Here is a 21,837-nt window from a genome sequence, read left to right as displayed (position 1 = left end):
GCGGTTTTCCTGTGTGGGGTGGTGATATCAGGCCGGCCCAAGCACCAGGCACGCTCGTTGAAAAGCCTAGCCTGTGCGTGGGCTGCAACTCGCGGCATGGATATCGATACGTGGTAAGCCGAGCGTTGTTGTCAGGGTGCCAGCGGTAGCTCGCGTTTATGTCGGGTGGCATCAAAGGCGCGCACGATAATGGTATAGGCCTCTTCACGTACTGCCAGGCCGTGCAGGAAGGCATCAATTTCGCTGTAGCTGACGCCGTGAGCCTCTTCGTCCGGCTTGCCGGGGCGCAGTTCTTCCAGGTCGGCAGTGGGCACCTTGAATACCAGGCTTTCTGGGGCTCCTAAGTAATTGGCGATGGCGCGTACTTGGCCCTTGACCAGGCCGGACAGCGGGGCGAGATCGCAGGCGCCATCACCGAACTTGGTGAAAAAGCCCATTACCGCTTCTGCCGCGTGGTCGGTGCCGATCACCAGGCCGTTGTTGGCGTTAGCGATGGCGAACTGGGCGACCATGCGAATACGCGCCTTGATATTGCCGGTGACGAAGTCGCGACGGGTATCGCTGAGCTTCTGCAGATGAGTCACTTGCTCGCCGAGGCCCGTCACGCTGCCTGCGATATTCACCGTATCTTCTTCATCGGCACGAATAAATTTCAGCGAATCCTGCGCGTCTTGTTCGTCGTGCTGAGTGCCGTGAGGCAGGCGCACGGCGATAAAGCGATAAGCGTTATCGCCGGTGTCTCTGCGCAATTCTTCCACTGATAACTGGGCCAGGCGGCCTGCGGTGAGGGAGTCGACGCCGCCACTGATGCCTAGCACAAGCACTTTAAGCCCCGAGTTCTGTAGGCACTGCTTGATAAAAGCCTTGCGTCGTTCAACTTCGGTTACCAAAGCATCGTCGTCAGCAAAGGGGGGCACCACGTCGAGTGCGGCGGCAATTTCGGCTTGGCGGTTGCTCATTTCAACGTCCTCACAGGGAGCAGAACACAAGGCTTATGCGGGCGCTGGGCAGAAATACCCGGCGATCCGGCATCAAGCGTTAGCACAAGGCACAAAGCTTACGTTGAACTGCCTGCAAAGTGCACGCTAGAGCTGCATGCGCAGGCTACGAAAGGCGCGGTACGTAGACACAAAGAACGTACAAGGTCATTTCGCAGCAGGCTATGCACTGGCAGTTGGTCGCTGTGGTGAGCTAAATCGCAGGCAAAAGAAAGGGCGCTATAAAGCGCCCTAAAGTGATGATCTATGGAGTAAGTCCACTTACTCAGAGCAGTGGGTTAAGCATTGGTTCAGCGTCTGCCGACGAACGGTCGCTTAGCGTTTACTTATCTGGCATTAGCAGCAGGCGTTTGCTGCCGTAGGCTTTGTCGAGGTTTCGCGACTGGAAGGGGAATGTCATGTACTGCCCCTTGAGCCAGGCATCGATACCGTCTGCGTAGTGCTTGCTGGCGGGATTGCCAGACTGCCCTGAGCTGTTGAGGCCAATCAGCGGTTCCTCGCGGCCGAAATCGACGACGATGCGCATGGCGGGAATCAGCCAGGTATCGAAGTCCTGCCCCCATTGATAAGCAGCTACGTTGAGCGTGCCGTGGTCGCCGCCGGCTGGGTAGGGGCCGCGGTCAAGGTAGCCCTTGATGGCATTGATACTGGTGCGCTGGCTGGGGCTCATATATTGCGCCAGCTGGCTGGTCTCGGTGGTCCAGTTATAAGTGTGCAGCTTGCCCCACTGCCAGGCGCTGCGCTCGCTGCCCAGCTTGCTTTCCAGAAGCGTGATGGCGCCGGCGAGGCTGCGCGCGAGGATGGCGGGTTTGTCTTCACGCTGCGCGGTGCGGCGGTCATTCCAGAATGGACTGTCATCACGGCCTAGCAAATGATCCGCTTGAGCGGAATAAGAGCTGTTGGCGGTTTCTACAAGAGCCTTCCAGGCGGGCGTGCTGTCCGGGCCGAGTTCGTCGAGGAAGGTCTCGCGCGCACTCTGATAGAGAAAGGCGCTGTAAAGGGCTGCGTCGGTGGAGGTGGCGGCCATTTTGCCGTCGAATTTCATCAGTCGGCTGTAGGTTTCGCGTGCCTTGATGCCTTCGGCTGTTGGTAGTGCATCGATGGCCGCTTTCAGGGGGGCAGCCATGCCGGGTGCGCTGAACATGCTCTGCAGCTTGGCGACGAAGGGCGAGGTTTGGTCGTACTGCATCGCAATCATGCTCTGGCTATCATGCTTGCCAGTAGCGGCCAGTTCGGCAATGCGCTCGGCACGCTCGGGGTAGAACCAGGAGTTGGACAGCTGCATGCCATAGCCGCGCGGTACGGTGCGGTGGTTGGCGGTACCCAGCCAGCCTTGCGGCGGATCCTGGTCGTAGGGGTGCAGCATTGGGTCGGCGAAGCCGTCCCACTCGTACTGGCTGTCCCAGCCGGGTGAGGGCATCAACCCCAGGCCCGCACGGCGATTAGGGAAGCGCCCGGTGACTTGCCAGCCGATATGCTGCGCATCGGCGAACACAATATTCAGCGGCATGGCGCGCACCTCGCGCGTGGCCTCGAAGGCTTGTTCGACCGATTGGGCGCGGGACAGGTTGAAGAAGGCATCCAGGGTCTGGTCTGCTTCGAACTGTGTGGTTTTCAGTGCCAGGCCGAAACCGCTGCCAATCTGCAGTGGTTGTAGCATGTGCTTACGCTCACCCAGCACTGAGTTCAACAATGGGCCGTGGCGGGTTTCGTAGAGGGTTTCGCGGATTGGCCGCTGACCCTTGATAAAGAAGGTTTCCTGGCGCTCTTGGGCGTTGAGCCATTTGCCGTCGGCCAGGTACTGCAGGCGATTGCCTTGGCGCCTGGTCTTCTCCAGAAACAGGTCTTGGTTATCACCCATGACCATGGTCATGCCCCAGCCGAGCTTGCCATTGAACCCCGCGACAATAGCCGGCACGCCGGCAATGGACACGCCGGCTGCCTGGTATTTCGGCGAGCGGATCTGCACGAAATTCCACACCGACGGCATCGACAACGGGAGGTGGGTGTCGTTCGCCAGCAGGCTTTTGCCGCTGCGCGTGCGCTGGGGGGCGAAGGCCCAGTTATTGGACGCCGCCACGCCGAGCATGTGGGCGTCGGCAAATTGGCTGACGGCCGCGCTGACCTCGCTCAAACCGGCCAGTTGGCCGTTCAGGTCGAGCCCGCTGAGCTTGGCGGCTTCTTCGAGTGGCAGTGGCTCGTCGGGGTAGGTTGGCAACAGCCAGGCGAGTTGTTCGCTGCCAACCTTCTGCGCCAGCACCAGGGATGCGATTTCCTCTTGCAGATTCACCGCCAAACCAAAATTAAGTAGGCAGAATACCAGCGCCGAGTCTTCGGCTTTCCAGTACGCAGGGCGATAGCCGGACTCGGCCAGGTCCATCGGCAGTTTGTCGCGGTAACGGAATAGGTAAGCGTTAACCCCACGTGCGTAAACTTCGAAGAAGCGTTTGATCCGCGGTGAGGCGTTGCTATAGAGCACCTCGGCGCTTTTTTTCAGGTTGACCGCGCGCATGAAGCGGTCCATTTCCAACACGCCGGGGCCGGCCATTTCGGCCAGACGCCCCTCGGCCATCAAGCGCAAGCCGACCATCTGGCTCAGGCGGTCACTGGCATGCACATAGCCCAGCGCAAACAGGGCGTCATGAAAAGTAGTGGTCTCGATCAGTGGCATGCCCAGAGGGTTGCGCCGGATTACCACGCTTTGCGCCAGGCCTTTTACCCGGACGATGCCCTGGTCTGGGGGTACGCTGTCGCTGTAGCGACTGTTCAAGAATGATTGGCAGCCGCTGAGCGCTACGACAGCCGTCAGTATGGCGGCGAGACTGAGGTGGGCCATGGGGCGTAACGCACGCGCTAACATTCAGCAGGCTCCTTGCGGACGATAGAGAGGGTCGAGTTGGGTGTGCGCACTGTATGGCAAGTGCGTGGGTACTAGAGTGGATGTACTACGTTAGCCAGCTGCTATGCGCCTGACAAGGCGCATAGCAGGCAAATCATGCGCTTTGGCGTGCTGCTGGCAGCGCTTCGTCGAGCAGCCAGCGCGCCGCTGCACGGGCTGCCGCCTTGTGCTGCAGTTCCAAGGCACTAAAGTGCTGCTCATGCTGGCGGCGTACACTTTTCTCCAGGGCCTTCCACTCGGCGTGGGTCGGCACTTGGGCGGTTGCCGCAAACAGCTGATGAAAAACCTCACAGCGCGGATCCTGACTGAGGGTGCTGTCGTAGTTATCCAACAACACTTTGATCCGAATCGCCCCCTCGATCAGCGGTAACTGGCCCTCGAGTAAACTGCTGGCGAGGATGCGCAGATCGCCGCCGATGCGCTCGCGCTGTGTGTTGAGCGCCTCGGCTTGTGCTTTTTCCTTGGCCCAAATGCGCCGCCAAAGTTGCAGGGCATACAACCCCAGTGCGGCAATCGTTATGACGCTCAGGGTCAGCGCGAGCAACGTAAGGTTATTCATTGCAGGCTTAGGCGCCGTGGCATTTTTTGAATTTCTTCTGGCTGCCGCAAGGGCAAGGATCGTTGCGACCAACGTCTTTCAGTGCGTTACGTGCCGGTTCTTGGTGGCCATGATTGCAATCCGGGCCATGGACGTGGCCATGCTCATGGTTGTGATCGTGGCTGTGAGAATGGTCGTGGTCATGATTGCAGTCAGGGCCGTGGACGTGTTCTTGCTGGGTCATGCGAATTACTCCGGGATGTAGTCGCCGGGAATTATCTCGCCATTGCGCGACATGTGCACGCTCCGTCCGAACAACCAGCCGGTTTTCACCGCGCCTTGAAGTCGATAAGGGATAGGTTCGTCGGGTTTATCCAGCGCTTTTACGATTTGGCGCAGGTGTCGCCAGAGATTGGTGCGTACCGGAACGTTGAAGCTGTGATGGCCGTAAGCCGGCACGGTGAAGGATGTGCTCGATTCACCCTCCGCCAGCTTTACCTGGTTCAGGTGCACCACGTAGTCCAGCCCACGTATGGGCAGGCTGAAGCTGTTGGGGTTATCGATGCGAAAGCGCAAGGTGAAATGCTGCTCTAGCAGTTTGGCTTTAACCACATCGACTTTGACCAAGCGAACCTCGGGGTCTTTAAAGTCGTCTGATGTCCATGAGGAACAACCACCAAGGCCAAAGACAAGGCCAGAAAACATCAATAGGCTGAGAATTCTTATCGTTTGCGCCTGATAAAACATTGCATACTCCGAATGACGTATCAGTGTAACAAGCAAGTGCTTGGCTGCAACCTGTTGTGACGGTAAAAAAACCTGCGCCATACTGAACAACGAATAGGACAGGAGTATGACCATGGCTCGCTACGAAATTGCCTTCAGTGCGCAGTTGTTGCCAGGTGCCCAGCTGGAGTTGGTGAAGGCTAATCTGGCCAAGCTGTTTCAGGCCGATGAACAACGTTTGGCGTTGCTGTTCTCTGGCAGGCGCATCGTAATTAAAAGCAACTTAGACGCGGCCGGGGCAGAGAAGTACCGTGCAACGTTGGAGCGCGCTGGTGCTTTGGCGCAGGTGACCTGCATTGAGGATGAGGTCGAGGAAATTGAGTTGACCGCTCCGCCTGCGGTGGCTCCAGCCCCAGCTGTGACGGCAGCTTCCACTTCGCCGGCCGCCAACACACCTGCGGCGCGCTTGCAGGTTGCGCCGCGTGATGAATACATGGCTGCGTTTGCTGAAGTGGATGCCCCGGATTTTGGCATTGCGCCGTTGGGGGATGACGTACAGGATGAGCAGCCACAGATGGCGGTCCCGGTGTTGGACTTGTCGCAGTTCAGTCTGGCTCCACCCGGCAGCGACATGGGTGAGGCGAAAAAAGCTCCAGCCGGACCGCCGCCTGATATTTCTCATCTGAAATTACAGGACTAGCCAGTTGCTTGTTGCGCCCTGTGCGGGTTCACGCTCAAACGTCAAAAATAGCCTGCACAGCATTTCTTGAACTTAAGCCCACTGGCACAGGGGCAAGGTTCATTGCGACTAAGCTTCAGCTCGACAGTCGGATCAATGAAATACCAATGCTCGTTATTGCACACGAATGCCGAGCGTTCACGGTGGCTATGCTCACCGGTGTGGTCACGCCAGCGTGCGGTAAAGGTGATATAGGCGTGCTGCGGTTCTCCCTCAATCAGCTGCGCCTGCTCGACTTCAAGCCCAAGCCAGGTACTGCCCAGACTCCAGGCCTGTATGGCATCTTGGTCGAGACCGGCCTGTTGGGCCGGTAGTGTGCTGCGCACCAAATAATCGATCAGTGCCAGTGCATAAGCACTATAGCGTGAGCGCATCAATGCTTCGGCGCTGGGTGCTGGCGTGCCTGTGTGGTAGCGGCCGCAACACAGGGTTAGCAACAGATCGCTGCCGCAGGGGCAGATTTGGCTGCTCATGGGCTTACCACCAGTACTTGCCGTAATTTTCCGGGTTGGCCCAAAATTTGGCATTCAACCAATCGGGTACTTGCTTGTAGTCGAGCAGGTCATATGTAAATAGGTTGAGCGTCTGCTCCTCGCGTTGGAAGGACTCACTGGCTTGAAGAGCCAGGGCAAAGAAATCGGTTTCTTGCCAGTCACAGGCCTGCAGGTCGACCAGTACGGCCATACGGCTGGCATTCAGGTTGCGAATGCCACCGAGTAATTCCAGCCCAGCGCGCTTGGGCAGGTGCTCCAGGCAATCAACGATAAGTGCTAGATCGAAACGCTGCGCGGCCACCTCGCTGGATAGTGTTCCAGCTTCTGCGTGAACGATGTGACAGCTTGGGTGGGCCTGGATAAAGGCATCAATAGCCGGTAGATCGCGGCTTCCGACCACGAGTAAGCGTTTTGGGGTGTAGCGAGCTAGCAGTGCTGCAAGGGCTTGCTGGGGCGTTCGGGGGGATAGTGTTACAGGCATGACGACTCCTCGCTCAAGTGCGCAAAGACTAACGTGCAGCAGCAGTGAGGCCTAGCGTGGATTGTGCTACTAATGTGTTTGCAGATTATCTGGCATATTTAGTTGCTGGCGTCTTTACTTCGTCAGTATCGGGTTTACACCGATTTACCAATAGGAGACGTATATATGAGCATCACCAGGAAAGCATTACCCCTGATTGTCGCGACTAGCTTTTTGACCGGTTGTGCCGGGTTGCAGAAAACGGATTGGCCAACCTGTGCCGCGATTGGCGGTGTGGGCGGTGCTGCTCTGGGCGCTATTGAAAGCTCTACATGGGCCGGTGGCGGCGCTGTAGTGGGTGCCGGTATGGCAGCTGCGTATTGCTGGGTGCATGGCGCCAGCGATGAGCAGGTTGTTATGGTTGAAGAAGTGGTTGAAGAAGTTGTTGTGGCTGAACCAGCCGAAGCGGTACGTGTGGAGCTGGACGTTAAGTTCGACTTCGACAAGGCTCAGGTCAAACCAGAAAGCTATGGTGATATTAAAAACCTGGCTGACTTCCTGACCCAATACCCGCAAACCACCACAGTGGTTGAAGGTCACACTGACTCCGTTGGCGGTGATGCTTACAACCAAACCCTGTCCGAGCGTCGTGCTAATGCGGTGCGTGACGTGCTGGTTAACCAGTACGGCGTAGGCAGTGATCGTGTTAACGCTGTAGGTTATGGCGAATCTCGCCCAGTTGCCGACAACGCTAGCGCTGATGGCCGTGCCGTCAACCGTCGCGTAGAAGCTGAAGTAGAAGCGCGTCCTTGATCGCCTGACTCCAGGCTTTCTGTAGAAAACAAGCCAGGCCCATTAGGGTCTGGCTTGTGCAGCTCGAAGGGTAGGTCTTTACTCCTAAGTTACCGGCAGTAGCCGGCATTACAGGAGATTTCTACCATGAGAGTTAGATCCATGATGGGGATAGCCCCCATTCTCTTGGTCAGCAGTGTTCTTTCAGGTTGCGTCACAACTTCCAGTACGGGAGATGCGCCACTCAACCAAGGGAACTGGCCCCTGTGCAGTGCAATTGGCGGTCTGACCGGTGCAGGTCTGGGCGCAATCGAAAGTTCTACGTGGGCAGCAGGCGGAGCCGTAGCCGGTGCGGTTATTGGTACGCTGATTTGTTATGCCCAGGATGGTGATGAAGACGATGATGGTGTGTTTGATCGTCGTGACCGTTGCCCAGGAACCCCTCCCAATACACCGGTTCAGCATAATGGCTGTCCGATTAAAGAATATGCCAGTGCGCCTGCCGTTGTAGAGCCCATGGAAGTAGTGGACTCAGTTCGGGTAGAGCTGGATGTGAAATTCGACTTCAATAAATCCGATGTAAAAGAAGGCAGTCAGGCGGATATCAAAAGCCTTGCCGACTTTATGAAGCAATACCCACAAACCAGCACCACTGTTGAAGGGCACACCGACGCTATAGGCAGTGATGCCTATAACCAGGGGTTGTCTGAGCGGCGCGCCAATGCGGTGCGTGATGTGCTGGTCAATCAGCATGGTATCGACAGCAGTAGGGTCTCATCTGTTGGCTATGGTGAGTCGCGGCCGGTCGCTGATAATGACAGTGAGTCTGGGCGGGCTATCAATCGCCGTGTTGAAGCGGAGGTCGAGGCGCAGCCATAACTGATGTGACGTGCTGACAGGCCGTTGCGAACCCATGAGCTGGTTCGCAACGGCCTGTCAGCAAGCGAGCCGCTTCATCCAGTAAAAACTGTGAAGGTATTCGTCCTTCATGGTTTTTACTGGTCTTCTGGCAGCACACCCCCAAAGCAGATAAGGTGCAGCGAAATAAAAACTGCTGGGGGCGGGTATGAAGTTATTTCTGACTGTGGGTAAAGTGCTGACGGCATTGTTCTGGGGCGTCGTGCTGGCAAACCTGCTGCAGCCTTTCGCACAACCTTTTACGCTGCTGCTGAATGCGGCGGGCGTCTTCATCCTGCTGGTTCATGCGTTGGAATTATGGCTCTTTGACAAGCGCATTGCGGCGAGCGCCCAACCGGCTCAGACGCGGATTCAAATCCTGCTGTTTGGGGTTTTTCAGCTGCTGGGTATGCCCGCCGAGGGCACTGTGACGGCTCCAGAGCAACCTTTGGAAGCCCTGCAGTTGGAGGCTGAAAATGCGTAATTGGTTAGCCCTTGCCGCGCTCTTTAGCCCTCTCGTATTGGCCGAAGCAGTGATCGAAGTTGAGTCCAACGCGTTTATGCGTCTGCCGAGCAACACCAGTGTGTTGTTGCTTGATCGGCTGGACATTGCCGATCACGGCACGCTCCTGATTCCATCTGGATTGACCGAAATTCGCGTAGCGCAATTACGTTTGGGTCGTGACGCGCGCCTGGCGATTGCACCCAGTGATCAGGAATTACGCCTCGAAGTGGCTGCCGCCGAGATTGCCAGTGGTGCGCAGATCACTGCGCGTGGCGCTCGGGGCAGCTATGAAACCCCCGCCTTGCCGGGTCGCGACCTGAGCGTTCGTTTGCAAGTTGTAACCCTGGAAAGTCTGACATTTGATGTGCGCGGCGGTCACGGCGCGCCGGGTTATACAGGTATTGCCGGTGCAGATGGCAAGCCAGGTGGTTGCACTTGGGGCGAAGCCAGTCGTGGTCATGACGGTTTCGATGGCGGTGACGGCCAGCCTGGCGCTGCAGGTGGGCAGGTGCGCCTAGAAGTACCGCAAGCTGTTTTGGTGGAACAGTTAACCGTGCGCGTGGATGGCGGCAGTGGTGGTCAACCGGGTGCGCCGGGGGCGGGCGGTCAAGGTGGCGTGAGTAAGGGATGCTGGTTGTACAGCACTGACGGCGCACGTGATGGCAAGCCCGGACAGGCAGGCCGTGCGGGCGAATCAGGCCCGGCTGGTGCGTTAAATCTTGTGCAGTTCTGAGTAGTAAGCGCTGCCTTGCGGCAGCGCTTACCTGCGTAGCATTAGAACGAAGGGCGAGCGCCTGCGATTGCGACTACCAGCAAACCCAGTAACAGGTTGATGCCGACCAACCGACGAATACGTCCAAGAACAGCGCCGCCGTTCGGCCAATCCTCTGCAACCACCGCGCGGCGCAATTCGGGTAGCTGCAGTAGCTGAATGCGCAGAAACAGCGCCAGCATGGCGACATACAGCCCGATCATGATGTGCACATAGCGCGGCGCGGCTTCGAAGCCGCTAAAGCGCAGGTGCAACATGCCCACGCCAGTAATCGGCAACACAATCACGGCAGCCCATACCCAGTAGAAAAAACGCGGAAATACGGCCAGCCAGAGTTTCAAGCGGGCAGGTGCTTCCAGTGCGGTGACTGCTGCAGGGCGTAACACCATCCACGCGAAGAACATGCCGCCTACCCAGACCAGGGCGGCGAGCAGGTGCAAGCTGTAGACGAAGGCATAAGGGGTCATGCGGCACTCCTATTGGTTAAGAACCTATTTACGATCTGCTGCGCGTCGGTCCTGCTGCGTTTTTCGCTTGTTTCTGCCTGCATGGCTCTAGCTCGCGAGATCGTAAACAGGTCCTAAGCGGTTCAGCGCTGGATCAATTAGCGCGCTATGATAGCCGTCGATTACAAACACTGAAAATTTATCCAGCCTTTTCGCGTCAAGATCCCATGCTCAGTACTGAACTCAAGTCCCAGATCCAGGGCGCGTATTCCCGTTTCCTCGAAGCCAAGTCGCTCAAGCCGCGTTATGGCCAGCGCTTGATGATTGCTGAAATCGCCAAGGTGCTGGGCGCGATCAGTACCGACGAAGAAGGTCGGCGCGTGGGCGAACCGGCAGTGGTGGCGGTTGAAGCCGGCACCGGTACCGGCAAGACAGTGGCCTATAGCCTGGCTGCGATCCCCACGGCCAAAGCAGCCGGCAAGCGTCTGGTAATCGCTACAGCTACCGTGGCCCTGCAAGAGCAGATCGTGCATAAGGATCTGCCGGATCTGATGCGCAACAGCGGCTTGAACTTCAGCTTCGCACTGGCCAAGGGGCGCGGTCGTTATCTGTGCCTGTCCAAGCTGGATGTCTTGTTGCAGGAAGGTCAAGCGCAAAGCGCCACCGCCCAGTTGTTCGAAGAAGAAGGCTTCAAGATCGATGTGGATGAGCAGAGTCAGAAGCTCTTCACGGTGATGATCGAAAAGCTCGCCGGCAATAAGTGGGACGGCGATCGCGACAGTTGGCCGGAAGAGTTGGAAGACGCGCGCTGGTCGCAATTGACCACCGACCATAGCCAATGCACCAGCCGTCACTGCCCGAATTTTCAGCAATGCGCCTTCTATAAAGCACGCGAAGGCATGGGCAAGGTCGATGTCATCGTCACCAACCATGACATGGTCCTCGCTGACCTGGCCCTGGGTGGCGGCGCGGTGCTGCCGGACCCGCGCGATACCCTGTATGTGTTCGACGAAGGCCATCACCTGCCGGACAAAGCCATCGGCCATTTCGCCCACTTCACCCGACTGCGTTCGACGGCCGATTGGTTGGAGCAGACGGCCAAAAACCTCACCAAACTATTGGCCCAGCACCCGCTGCCCGGCGACTTGGGACGCTTGATTGAGCAAGTGCCAGAGCTGGCGCGTGAGATCAAAACCCAGCAGCAGTTCATGTTCGCCGCCTGCGAACAGGTGGCTGACTTCAAGCCGGGCGAAGACATGCAGGGGCGCGAGCGACCCCGTCATCGCTTTGTTGGCGGCGTGGTGCCGGCGCATTTGATTGAGCTGGGCGTGGAGCTGAAGAAGGGTTTCTCCAAGTTGACCGAGCTGTTCACCGGCGTGGCCGAGCAGCTCAAAGAAGCCATGGATGGTGAGGCCACTGTTGGTATCGCCAGCCATCAGGCCGAAGAATGGTATCCGCTGTTCGGTAGCTTGTTAGCGCGCGCTCAGGGTAGTTGGGAGCTGTGGCTGGCGTTTACCGCTGAAGATCCTGAGGAAAGCCCGCCGATGGCACGCTGGTTGACCCTGGCTGACAGTGGTGCACTGTTCGATATCGAGGTCAACGCCAGTCCAATTCTGGCTGCTGAAACACTGCGGCGTAATCTGTGGAATGTCGCCTATGGCGCGTTAGTGACGTCGGCGACCCTAACCGCACTGGGCACGTTTGATCGCTACCGCATGCGCGCAGGGCTGCCGAAAGTGGCGGTCACCACTGTGGTGCCGAGTCCGTTCCATCATGCCGATGCCGGTGTATTGCGAGTGCCTAACCTGAATGCTGATCCGCGTGATGCTGTTGCGCATACGGCGGCGATTATTCGTGATCTACCTGGTTTGGTTGAAGGTTCGCGCGGCACCCTGGTGCTGTTCTCCTCGCGCAAGCAGATGCAGGATGTGTTTGAGGGGCTGGAGCGCGATTGGCGCAAGCGAGTGTTTATTCAGGGCAACCTGTCCAAGCAGGAAACGCTGAACAAACACAAGGCGCGGGTCGATAGCGGAGAGGAAAGCGTGCTGTTTGGCCTGGCCAGTTTTGCCGAGGGAGTCGACCTGCCGGGGGCTTACTGTGAGCATGTGGTGATTGCCAAGATTCCCTTTGCCGTGCCGGACGATCCGGTAGAAGCGGCGCTGGCCGAATGGATCGAAGCGCGCGGCGGTAATCCGTTTATGGAGATTGCCGTACCGGATGCCTCGCTGCGTCTGGTGCAGGCCTGTGGACGGTTGCTGCGTACCGAGGCCGATCGCGGCACTATTACTCTGCTGGACCGGCGGGTGGTCACCCAGCGCTACGGAAAATCGATCCTCAATGCTTTACCGCCGTTCCGTCGTGAGATCAGCTAGCAGGCCGCTAAAAATACTAAGTGAAGTTGTCGAGGCCCATTAACCTCGGCGTTCTCACTGTTCCCTAAGCCCGCCCGTCGGTATTGGGCAACTTGCCGCGCTGTATTCGTTCCAAGTGGCGCGTGCACAATACGTTGGTCGTTATCAACGTCTGAATTTTGCTCTGGGCGGTGTTGCCCAAAGCGACCGAAACAATGGGGGAGTGTGGTTCGTGAAGGTGAAACGCAGGCTGCAAGCGGGTGTTCTGTTATCAGCACTACTGGGTTATGGCAGCGCCGCGGTGGCATCAGAGCCGCAGGAGTTATTTAACTTCGTACGGCCACTAGACGCGGTACAGGTCACGACGCAGGACGCCGAGTTGCCCAATCGCATCGGCGAGCCAACGCCACAGGGCGAAGTGCTGCGTCGGGTGACCTTCTATCCCGCCGCGCAGCCGAGCCTGCGGCTGACTCCGCAAAGCGGCAGTTGGGATTGGTCGCAGCAAACTCTGGTCAGCCTGCGTGTACAAAACGCTATGGATTGGGCGTTGACCTTGGATGTGCAGATTGAAAGTAGCGATGGCCAGCGACTCAACACCCGAATCGCCTTGCCTGCCGGTCCTGCGCAAACCCTGTTGATTCCTTTGCAAGCGGCTTCGCCCCGCGATCAGGGTATGCGTGCCGGCGTGCCGATGCCTTGGACGCACAAAGGCCAGCGGTTGCTGCTGGCCGATACGGTCAGCGGCGCGCTGGACGTGAGTAAGGTCAGTGCCGTCACCCTGTCCATGCCCGAACCGAAAGCGGCGCAACATATTCTGATCAGCCAGTTTGGCGTGACCGGCGAGCAGCTTTCGGCAGCAGCCTATGCCGGTATCGTCGACCGTTACGGCCAGTACGCGCGTGCCGACTGGCCGGGCAAGGTCAAGACTGATGAGCAGTTGCAACAAGCCGTGATCCAGGAGCAAAAACAACTGCATGGTTGGTTGGCCGAGCGCCCGGCGCAGGATAAATTTTCCGGCTGGACCGGTGGCATGCCGTTTGAGGCGAGCGGTTTTTTCCGTACTGAGAAACGTGATGGTCGCTGGTTTCTGGTTACGCCTGAAGGGCATCCGTTCTACTCGCTGGGCGTCAACGCAGTAACCGCGCAGCAGAGCGCCACCTATGTTGAGGGGCGCGAGGCGATGTTTGCCGATCTGCCGCAGCCGGGTGACGCGCTGGCGACCTATTTCGGTCAGTCTGATAGCCGTAGCGACACCGGTGCCAATCAGGGGCGCACGTTTGCCAGTGGACGCTGGTTTGATTTCTACAAGGCCAACGTGCAGCGCAGTTATGGTCAAGCTGACCCTGCTGCCTGGCGCATTCTCAGCCAGGACCGCCTGCAAGCCTGGGGTTTCAACACCCTAGGCAATTGGAGCGAGCCTGCGTTTGGTGGTGACACGCGCATGCCGTTCAGTATTCCACTGTCGATTCAAGGTGATTACGCCACCATCAGCACTGGCGTTGACTGGTGGGGCGCGATGCCTGATCCATTCGATCCGCGGTTTGCCATGGCCACCGAGCGCGCGGTGGCGATTGCCTCGCGTGATCACCGTGACAATCCCTGGTTGCTTGGTTATTTCGCCGACAATGAGCTGGCCTGGGCGGGCCCTGCGGATGACCCCAATGGGCGTTACGCCCTGGGGTACGCCACCTTGCGTTTGAGTACCGATGTGCCGGCCAAGCGGGCTTTTCTCAAGTTGCTGCGCGACAAATACCGTAACCAGAATGGCTTGTCGCGAGCCTGGGGGATTGAGCTACCGGCTTGGGAGTTGATGGAAGATCCAGGCTTCCAAGCGCCGTTGCCCAGTGCTGAGTTTCCGGCCATCGAGAAGGACATGCAGGCATTCTTGCGCCTCTATGCCGAGACTTATTTCAAAACCATCGCCGATTCGCTTGACTGGCACGCGCCCAACCACCTGCTGTTGGGTGGCCGGTTTGCCAGCAGCATTCCGGAGGCGGTGAATGCCTGTGCGAGTTTCTGTGATGTGCTGAGCTTCAATTTCTACACCCGCGAACCGCAGCATGGTTATGACTTTGCCGCACTGCGCCAGCTGGACAAGCCGCTGATGATCACCGAGTTCCACTTCGGCTCGCGGGACCGTGGACCGTTCTGGGGCGGTGTGGCTGAGGTCTACAAAGAAGAAGAGCGCGGACCGGCCTATGCGCATTTTCTGGCCAAGGCCCTGGAAGAGCCGCAGATCGTTGGCGTGCACTGGTTCCAATACCTTGATCAACCCGTCACTGGCCGTTTGTTGGATGGTGAGAACGGTCATCTCGGCCTGGTCGGCATCACCGACCGGCCGTGGGACAGCTTCGTCAAAGCCGTGCGCAAAGCCAACTTGGATGTGCCAAAAGTTGTACTTAAGGCAGAGGCCCCTGCGCCCGTCACCGCAACTCCGTGAGGGCCTATTCGCGCGGCTGATAGTGGTGCTGCAAGCCTTGAGTCGGGTTCACCGCGGGCAGCAGAGCTGAAACAATCGGCCGAATACTGGGCCCAGTCGTATTAGAGGAGCAGGGTGTGCAGATACAGGGTTACTTTGATCTCAAATTCGAAGCATTGAGAGACGCGTTTGCGGCGTTGTTTGATGAACCGCAGGAACGCGGCATGGCGCTGTGCGTGCAGGTTGGTGGCGAAACCGTGGTGGACCTGTGGGCCGGCGTGGCTGACAAGGAGGGTCAGCAGGCTTGGCACAGCGACACCATCCTCAATCTGTTCTCATGCACCAAGACTTTTACAGCGGTCACCGCTCTTCAGCTGGTGGGTGAAGGCAAGCTTGAGCTGGATGCACCGGTGGCGCGCTACTGGCCGGAGTTCGCTGCGGCCGGCAAGGACAAGATCACCCTGCGTCATTTGCTCAGCCATCAAGCCGGTCTGCCTGCCTTGCGCCAGATGTTGCCAGCCGAGGCCCTGTATGACTGGCAGGCCATGACCACGGCGCTGGCCGCTGAACAGCCCTGGTGGGCTTTGGGTGATGGCCATGGTTATGCGCCTATCACTTACGGTTGGCTAGTGGGTGAAGTGTTGCGCCGTGTCGAAGGGTGCGGGCCGGGCGAATCTATCGTCGCGCGCACAGCCAAGCCGCTGGGGCTGGACTTTCATGTTGGCCTGGCCGATGAAGAGTTCGACCGGGTGGCGATCATCTCCCGTGGCAAGGGTAACTTCGGCGACGCGGCAGCCCAGCGCCTGCTCAAAACCATGATGAGTGAGCCAGCGGCCATGAGTACCCGGGCTTTCACCAACCCACCATCGATCATGACCAGTACCAACAAGCCTGAATGGCGGCGCATGCAGCAGCCGGCGGCTAACGGGCATGGCAACGCGCGCAGCCTGGCAGGTTTTTATAGCGGCTTGCTGGACGGCCAACTGCTGGAGAGCGAGTTGCTGGCCGAGTTGACCCGTGAACATGCGGTGGGCGAGGACAAGACGCTGCTGACCCGTACCCGTTTCGGTTTGGGGTGCATGCTTGACCAGCCTGAGGTCGCCAACGCCACCTATGGCATGGGGCCGCGTGCTTTTGGTCATCCTGGTGCCGGCGGTTCCATTGGTTTTGCCGACCCGGAACGGGATGTGGCCTTCGGGTTTGTCACCAACAACCTAGGACCGTTCGTCTTGATGGACCCTCGTGCGCAGAAACTTGCGCGTCTATTGGCTGATTGTTTATAGCCAGCTCAGCTAAACTGCTGCGCAACATGGCGTGGCCCGCTTACCCAGTGGGCCACTGACCGGCTTCTTTTGCTTATTACGATGTGGATTCCCGATGCTCGCCAACAAAACTCTCGCCATCGTCCTGTGTGTACTGATTAGCGGTTGCAGTGCTTTCGAAAAATACACAAAGCCTGCGCCGAAAGTGGTCGCCATGCCGCCCCCGGAAGTGACTCAGGCTTGGTTGGATGTGTATGAGCCGAAGGTGCGTGAAGCGATTAAAGGCACCCATTTTGAGTTTGAGCGCCGTGAAAACCTGTTGGTGGTGACCGCTCCGGTGCAAGGCTCGTTCAACCCGGACCGCCCCCACATGATGCTGCCGACAACCCTGGGGCCATTGAGCCGCATGGCCAAGCTGCTGGAAAGCGATGAAAGCATCGGCGTGTTGATCCTTGGCCACGCTGACAGCAGCGGCGAAGTGAATGCCAACCGTGAGCTGAGCCAACAGCGCGCCCGCGCCTTTACCTCGATTTTTCGCCTGAGCGGTCTCAAACAAAACCGTTTGATGGTCAAAGGCCTGGGTTCTGATATGCCACGTGCGGCCAACGACAGCCAACAAGGTCGTGCACTCAACCGTCGGGTAGAAATACTCCTGACCTCAAAGCCTACCCTGAACGCCCTGATCGCCAAGTACAGCCAGCCGGCGCCGGCGCCCGCCACTGTTGTGGCTGCTGCCAAGCCTGCGGATGGCAAGGGTACAAAAACCGTCGCTAAGATCGATAAGCCCGCCAGCAGCCAATAAACGGTTGTACAGCGGCGTGTTGCCGCAGATCAAGCCAGGTAGAGCGCTCGCAGGTATGCTGAGCAATAGGTGATCGAGAGGACTTAGCGATGACACAAACCCTGGCTGATATGCGCCGTGATTACACCCGTGATGGCTTGAGCGAGGCCCACGCGCCGGCTGAGCCTTTTGCGTTATTCGAGCAATGGTTTGCCGATGCGGTGAAGACCGAGCAACTGCCGGTCGAGCCCAATGCCATGACCCTGGCGACTGTCGATGCTGAGGGTCGTCCGCATTGTCGAGTGCTGCTGCTTAAAGGCTTAGATGCTCGCGGCTTCACCTTCTTCAGCAACTATGACAGCGCCAAAGGCCAACACCTGGCCGCCAACCCCTTTGCCGCCATGACCTTTTTCTGGCCCAGCCTGGAGCGTCAGGTGCGTATCGAGGGGCGGGTTGAGCGCGTCAGTGCCGAGGAGTGCGATGCCTACTTCCAGGTACGTCCGCTGGGCAGTCGCTTGGGCGCCTGGGCTTCTCCACAAAGCCGGGTGATCGCTGATCGCGCCGAACTGGAAGGCCTGCTGGCCGAAACTGAGCAACGCTTTCTGGATCGTGCGCCGCATTGCCCGCCGCACTGGGGGGGTTATCGTCTGCTACCAGAGCGCATTGAGTTCTGGCAGGGCCGTTCCAGTCGCCTGCATGATCGCCTCAATTTCCGTCTGCAAGGCTCTACCTGGCTGCGTGAGCGCCTGGCGCCCTGAGCATGCTTTAGTCGCCGGAGTATTGCGCTGCGGCTTGCTCCAACCAGGCCGGTAGGGCGCTGCGCTTGATGCCGGCAGCCTGCGCTTCGGCCAAGCGAACGAGCATATAGCTGCGCTTGGCCGCTGAGTCTCCGGCCAGTGACAGCGCCAGGTCGCGGTCCATCCAGCGCTTGATCCGCACATACAGCCACCAGTGGAAATACAGCCCAGCCACACCGGTGATGGCGACAATAAAGTAATCCATAAATCCTCCAAACCAAGCCTCAGCTTAGGCTGACTGGCTACGCTGACTGAACGCGGCGAAGTGTCGCGCCATCGCCGAGAAGTGCTGCGCGGGTAAGATTTTGCTGCATATTGGCGGGTGACAGCTGAGTGGTGCAGGCGTTCTAATGACCATCTGCCTAACTGGAGAAATAATCATGCGTAAATCCTTTTTGTTGGCTGCTTCTTTTGCCGCGCTGGCCCTATTAGGTGGTTGCGCCTCCAGTCTGACTGGCGACACCTATTCGCGTGACGAAGCGCGCACCGTGCAAACCGTACGCATGGGCACCATTGAGTCGCTACGACCGGTGAAAATTGAAGGCACCAAAACTCCGATCGGTGCGGGTGCTGGTGCCGTTATCGGCGGTGTGGCGGGTAGCGGTGTCGGTGGCGGGCGCGGCAGTGCGGTCGCGGCGGTGATCGGTGCGGTGGCCGGTGGCTTGTTGGGCGCGATGACCGAGGAAGGTCTGACCCGTACCCAGGGCGTAGAAATTACCGTGTTGGAAGATGACGGCAGCATGCGCGCATACGTGCAGGCCGTTGAAGAAAACCAGATTTTCCGTGTCGGCGAGCGCGTACGCATCATGACTGTAAATGGCACCAGTCGCGTCGCTCACTGAGTGCTTAGACAGCCGGATCAGTCCTGACTGATCCGGCTTTTTATTGTCTTTTTTCTAGAAAAACCAGATTGTTACCCGCGTTTGAAGGGCTTTTCAGGCAAGCTCGCGCTCCGGAGCGTGTTTAGTAATAGTTCTATCCATGACGACTGGGCGATAGTTATGGATAATCGCGCACGCTTTTGTGTCGACGGGCTTTCATCGCCTCGCGGTGCAATACTTTCGTGTGAGTTGTCGCGCGGGTGAACGCCTATGGTTTGTCATCCGTCAGCAGTTAGGGAGTCAGCTGGGTGCGTGTGCGTGTCTGGTTCGTATTAAGGGGTTTTTTATGACGCTTGCGCTGATCATCGCCTTGCCATTTCTCGGCATACTTCTGCCTTTGCTGGCTGAGCGGCTAGGGCGCTCGGCCTGTGCAGTGGCAGCCGGGTTGGCGCCACTGGCGGCCTTGGTCCTGCTGCTTTCGCAACAGTCGGCGGTGTTCGCTGGCGAGCTGCTTAAGGTCAAGCTGGACTGGTTGCCAGCCCTGGGCTTGAACCTCAGCCTGCGCCTTGATGGTCTGGGCTTTCTGTTTGCGCTGCTGATTCTCGGCATCGGCTTACTGGTCATAATTTACGCGCGCTATTACCTGTCGAAGAAAGAGCCGATGGGGCGCTTCTTTGCTTTTCTGCTGCTGTTTATGGGCGCCATGCTCGGTGTGGTGCTCTCAGAAAACCTGCTGCTGATGCTGATGTTCTGGGAACTGACCAGCCTGTCGTCATTCCTGCTGATCGGTTTTTGGGGTGAGCGTTCGGATGCGCGTAAAGGCGCGCGCATGGCCCTCGCCGTAACCGGCGGTGGCGGCTTGGCACTGTTTGCCGGGATTTTGCTCATCGGTCATATCGCCGGCAGTTTCGAGTTATCCCAAGTATTGGCCGCGGGTTACGCCATTCGTGCCCATGAGCTGTACCCGTTGGCGCTGATTTTGGTGTTGCTGGGGGTGTTCACCAAGTCGGCGCAGTTTCCATTCCATTTCTGGTTGCCCCATGCAATGGCGGCACCAACGCCGGTATCGGCTTATCTGCACTCGGCGACCATGGTCAAGGCCGGGGTATTTCTGCTGGCGCGGCTGTACCCGGCGTTGGCCGGTTCGGAGTGGTGGTTCTATCTGGTCAGCATCACCGGCTTGGTGACCTTGCTGGTCGGCGCCGGGATGGCGCTGTTTCAGCATGACCTCAAGGGTCTGCTGGCTTATTCGACTATCAGCCACCTGGGGTTGATCACGCTGCTATTCGGCCTGGATACGCGATTGGCTGCTGTGGCTGCGGTGTTCCATATCATCAACCACGCCACTTTCAAGGCGTCGCTGTTTATGGCCGCCGGGATCATCGATCACGAAACCGGCAGCCGCGATATGCGGCGTATCAACGGAATGTGGAAGTACATGCCGCATACGGCCGTATTGGCGATGGTCGCCGCCTCGGCGATGGCCGGGGTGCCATTGCTCAATGGCTTCCTGAGCAAGGAAATGTTCTTCAGTGAAACCCTCAATCAACACCTGCTGGGTAGCTTTAACTGGGTGATCCCGGCGGCGGCGACCTTGGCTGGGGTGTTCTCTGTGGCCTATTCGCTGCGCTTTATCCACGACGTGTTCTTTAACGGTGAGCCGATCAACTTGCCGCACTACCCGCCACATGAACCGCCGCGCTATATGAAAGTGCCGGTGGAGATTCTGGTATTTCTCTGCCTGCTGGTGGGGATTGTGCCGGCCTACACCGTGGCGCCACTGTTGGCGGCGGCGGCCTCGGCAACCCTGGGCGGCGAGCTGCCAAGCTACAGCCTGGCGATATGGCATGGCTTAAACATGGCGTTGCTGATGAGCTTTATCGCCCTGTTTGGTGGGATTTTGGTCTATGTATTTCGTCAGCCCTTATTTCGCTGGTATGCCGGGCTGCCGAGCGTGGATGCCAAATTACTGTTCGAGAGCGGTGTGCTGATTCTGATCAAGGCCTGCACGGCCGTGACCCGCTGGCTGGAGAATGCTTCGCTGCAGCGTTACCTGGCGTTGCTGCTGGCGGCTGCACTTCTGGTCGTTACGCAGGGGTTAAGCTCGTTGCCGCAGATCAACGGGTCGCTGGCCATGACGCGAATCGACGGCATCACCGCCCTGGGTTTGGGCATGATGGCGTTGGCCGCGCTGGTAACGGTGGTTTTCCACCGCCAGCGCTTGGTCTCATTGCTGATGCTCAGCGTGGTCGGGTTGATGGTGGCGCTGACGTTCGCTCGCTACTCAGCGCCCGACCTGGCCCTAACCCAGCTGTCAGTAGAAGTGGTGACCATCGTCTTACTGATGCTTGCGCTGTTCTTTCTGCCAGCGCATACCAACATTGAATCCAGCAGCCTGCGTGGCCTGCGTGACTTCACCCTGGCGGTGGGCAGCGGGGTGATGGTGGCGATGTTGGTGTTTGCGGTGCTGACGCGGCCATATGACAGCATTTCCGCGTTCTTCCTGGATAACAGCGTACCGGGTGGCGGCGGCACTAACGTGGTCAATGTGATTCTGGTGGACTTCCGTGGCTTCGATACCATGGGCGAGGTCACCGTGTTGGCGATTGCTGCGGTCGGCATCTTTGCGTTGCTCGACGGCTTGCGCCTGTTCCAACCCAAAGTCGATGCACAGGGCCGTAACTGGGCCCGTGACCGTCATCCGCTGATCCTCGCCACCCTGTCGCGCGTGCTGTTGCCGATGGCGTTGCTGGTTTCGGTGTTTATCTTCCTGCGCGGCCACAACCTACCCGGCGGCGGCTTTATCGCGGGCCTGGTCACGGCCGTGGCGTTGATCCTGCAATACGTCGCCAGCGGTGTGCAGTGGACGCAATCGCGGCTGCCGCTCAACTACCAAGGCATGGCGGGGCTCGGCGTATTGATTGCGGGCTTAACCGGGGTTGGCAGCTGGTTGTTTGATCGACCGTTCCTGACTTCGGCTTTCGGCCATTTCGACATTCCGCTGATCGGTGAAATCGAGCTGGCGACCGCCATGCTGTTTGACCTCGGCGTGTACCTGACGGTGGTCGGCGCGACCCTGCTGATTCTCGCCAACCTGGGCAAGCTGACCCAGGAAAAAGCTGTTCAAGAGGTGCTCTGAA

The 21,837-nt window shown here is 58.5% G+C and carries 20 protein-coding genes and 1 pseudogene; 12 read left to right on the top strand and 9 right to left on the bottom strand.

Features of this window, described 5'->3' with window-relative positions:
* Positions 1-131 precede the first annotated feature (131 nt).
* The 5 genes from nadE to D8779_RS00230 form a co-directional block, all read right to left on the bottom strand.
* Positions 132-959 carry an ammonia-dependent NAD(+) synthetase gene (gene nadE / locus D8779_RS00250; RefSeq protein ID WP_136662474.1) on the bottom strand — a complete coding sequence of 276 codons (828 nt, stop codon included), beginning with the start codon at positions 957-959 and terminating at the stop codon, positions 132-134.
* Between the two features lie 361 nt (positions 960-1,320).
* On the bottom strand, positions 1,321-3,834 hold the full coding sequence (locus D8779_RS00245) for a penicillin acylase family protein (RefSeq protein WP_420875590.1): 2,514 nt from the start codon (positions 3,832-3,834) through the stop codon (positions 1,321-1,323).
* Between the two features lie 157 nt (positions 3,835-3,991).
* Positions 3,992-4,456: a DUF2489 domain-containing protein gene (locus D8779_RS00240; protein ID WP_136662472.1), complete on the bottom strand. Its 465-nt coding sequence runs from the start codon at positions 4,454-4,456 to the stop codon at positions 3,992-3,994.
* A gap of 7 nt (positions 4,457-4,463) precedes the next feature.
* The gene (locus tag D8779_RS00235) at positions 4,464-4,679 is read right to left on the bottom strand and encodes an SEC-C metal-binding domain-containing protein (RefSeq protein ID WP_136662471.1); all 216 of its coding nucleotides are present in this window, start codon (positions 4,677-4,679) and stop codon (positions 4,464-4,466) included.
* Between the two features lie 5 nt (positions 4,680-4,684).
* Complete coding sequence (locus tag D8779_RS00230) at positions 4,685-5,182, bottom strand: LEA/WHy family protein (protein ID WP_136664389.1); 498 nt, start codon at positions 5,180-5,182, stop codon at positions 4,685-4,687.
* Positions 5,183-5,294: 112 nt separating this feature from the next.
* Here D8779_RS00230 and D8779_RS00225 point away from each other — a divergent pair, with 112 nt between their 5' ends.
* On the top strand, positions 5,295-5,861 hold the full coding sequence (locus tag D8779_RS00225) for a hypothetical protein (protein WP_136662470.1): 567 nt from the start codon (positions 5,295-5,297) through the stop codon (positions 5,859-5,861).
* A gap of 41 nt (positions 5,862-5,902) precedes the next feature.
* Here D8779_RS00225 and D8779_RS00220 read toward each other — a convergent pair whose 3' ends face one another.
* Both D8779_RS00220 and D8779_RS00215 read right to left on the bottom strand, forming a co-directional pair.
* Positions 5,903-6,373 carry a YchJ family protein gene (locus D8779_RS00220; protein ID WP_136662469.1) on the bottom strand — a complete coding sequence of 157 codons (471 nt, stop codon included), beginning with the start codon at positions 6,371-6,373 and terminating at the stop codon, positions 5,903-5,905.
* A gap of 4 nt (positions 6,374-6,377) precedes the next feature.
* Positions 6,378-6,875 (bottom strand): DUF6231 family protein, encoded by a 498-nt coding sequence (locus tag D8779_RS00215; protein WP_136662468.1) that lies wholly within the window; start codon positions 6,873-6,875, stop codon positions 6,378-6,380.
* Positions 6,876-7,313: 438 nt separating this feature from the next.
* Here D8779_RS00215 and D8779_RS20720 point away from each other — a divergent pair.
* The 4 genes and pseudogenes from D8779_RS20720 to D8779_RS00195 form a co-directional block, all read left to right on the top strand.
* A pseudogene (locus tag D8779_RS20720) lies at positions 7,314-7,667 on the top strand (OmpA family protein); the annotation flags it as partial.
* Positions 7,668-7,793: 126 nt separating this feature from the next.
* Positions 7,794-8,525, top strand: a complete 732-nt coding sequence (locus D8779_RS00205) for a PA1041 family peptidoglycan-binding anchor lipoprotein (protein ID WP_136662466.1) — start codon at positions 7,794-7,796, stop codon at positions 8,523-8,525.
* A 187-nt stretch (positions 8,526-8,712) separates the two neighbouring features.
* Positions 8,713-9,027, top strand: coding sequence for a DUF1145 domain-containing protein (locus D8779_RS00200; protein WP_136662465.1), 315 nt, complete (start codon positions 8,713-8,715; stop codon positions 9,025-9,027).
* Entirely contained in the window at positions 9,020-9,781 is a 762-nt protein-coding gene (locus tag D8779_RS00195) for a collagen-like protein (protein ID WP_136662464.1), read from the top strand. The genes D8779_RS00200 and D8779_RS00195 overlap by 8 nt, the downstream gene beginning before the upstream one ends.
* Positions 9,782-9,822: 41 nt before the next feature.
* On the opposite strand, the gene D8779_RS00190 is transcribed toward D8779_RS00195, so the two are convergent.
* Positions 9,823-10,287, bottom strand: a complete 465-nt coding sequence (locus tag D8779_RS00190; RefSeq protein WP_136662463.1) for a CopD family protein — start codon at positions 10,285-10,287, stop codon at positions 9,823-9,825.
* A gap of 206 nt (positions 10,288-10,493) precedes the next feature.
* Between D8779_RS00190 and dinG the strand changes: the two genes are divergently transcribed.
* The 5 genes from dinG to pdxH all read left to right on the top strand — a co-directional run bounded on the left by dinG (position 10,494) and on the right by pdxH (position 17,837).
* Positions 10,494-12,638, top strand: a complete 2,145-nt coding sequence (gene dinG / locus D8779_RS00185) for an ATP-dependent DNA helicase DinG (protein ID WP_136662462.1) — start codon at positions 10,494-10,496, stop codon at positions 12,636-12,638.
* Between the two features lie 217 nt (positions 12,639-12,855).
* A complete protein-coding gene (locus D8779_RS00180) occupies positions 12,856-15,057 on the top strand; it encodes a beta-agarase (RefSeq protein ID WP_420875589.1) in 2,202 nt (733 codons plus the stop codon).
* A gap of 116 nt (positions 15,058-15,173) precedes the next feature.
* A complete protein-coding gene (locus D8779_RS00175; RefSeq protein WP_136662461.1) occupies positions 15,174-16,319 on the top strand; it encodes a serine hydrolase domain-containing protein in 1,146 nt (381 codons plus the stop codon).
* 94 nt (positions 16,320-16,413) lie between these two features.
* Positions 16,414-17,100, top strand: a complete 687-nt coding sequence (locus tag D8779_RS00170) for an OmpA family protein (protein WP_136662460.1) — start codon at positions 16,414-16,416, stop codon at positions 17,098-17,100.
* 89 nt (positions 17,101-17,189) lie between these two features.
* Entirely contained in the window at positions 17,190-17,837 is a 648-nt protein-coding gene (gene pdxH / locus D8779_RS00165) for a pyridoxamine 5'-phosphate oxidase (RefSeq protein WP_136662459.1), read from the top strand.
* 7 nt (positions 17,838-17,844) lie between these two features.
* Here pdxH and D8779_RS00160 read toward each other — a convergent pair whose 3' ends face one another.
* Complete coding sequence (locus tag D8779_RS00160) at positions 17,845-18,081, bottom strand: hypothetical protein (protein ID WP_136662458.1); 237 nt, start codon at positions 18,079-18,081, stop codon at positions 17,845-17,847.
* Between the two features lie 175 nt (positions 18,082-18,256).
* Here D8779_RS00160 and D8779_RS00155 point away from each other — a divergent pair, with 175 nt between their 5' ends.
* Positions 18,257-18,718 (top strand): outer membrane lipoprotein, encoded by a 462-nt coding sequence (locus tag D8779_RS00155; protein ID WP_136662457.1) that lies wholly within the window; start codon positions 18,257-18,259, stop codon positions 18,716-18,718.
* 325 nt (positions 18,719-19,043) lie between these two features.
* On the top strand, positions 19,044-21,836 hold the full coding sequence (locus D8779_RS00150; protein WP_136662456.1) for a monovalent cation/H+ antiporter subunit A: 2,793 nt from the start codon (positions 19,044-19,046) through the stop codon (positions 21,834-21,836).
* Position 21,837 lies beyond the last annotated feature (1 nt).

It is taken from the genome of Pseudomonas leptonychotis (assembly GCF_004920405.1).
In the GTDB taxonomy this organism is placed as follows: domain Bacteria; phylum Pseudomonadota; class Gammaproteobacteria; order Pseudomonadales; family Pseudomonadaceae; genus Aquipseudomonas; species Aquipseudomonas leptonychotis.
Note: the sequence above shows the minus strand (reverse complement) of the source record. Positions and strands in the feature narration are given on the sequence as shown.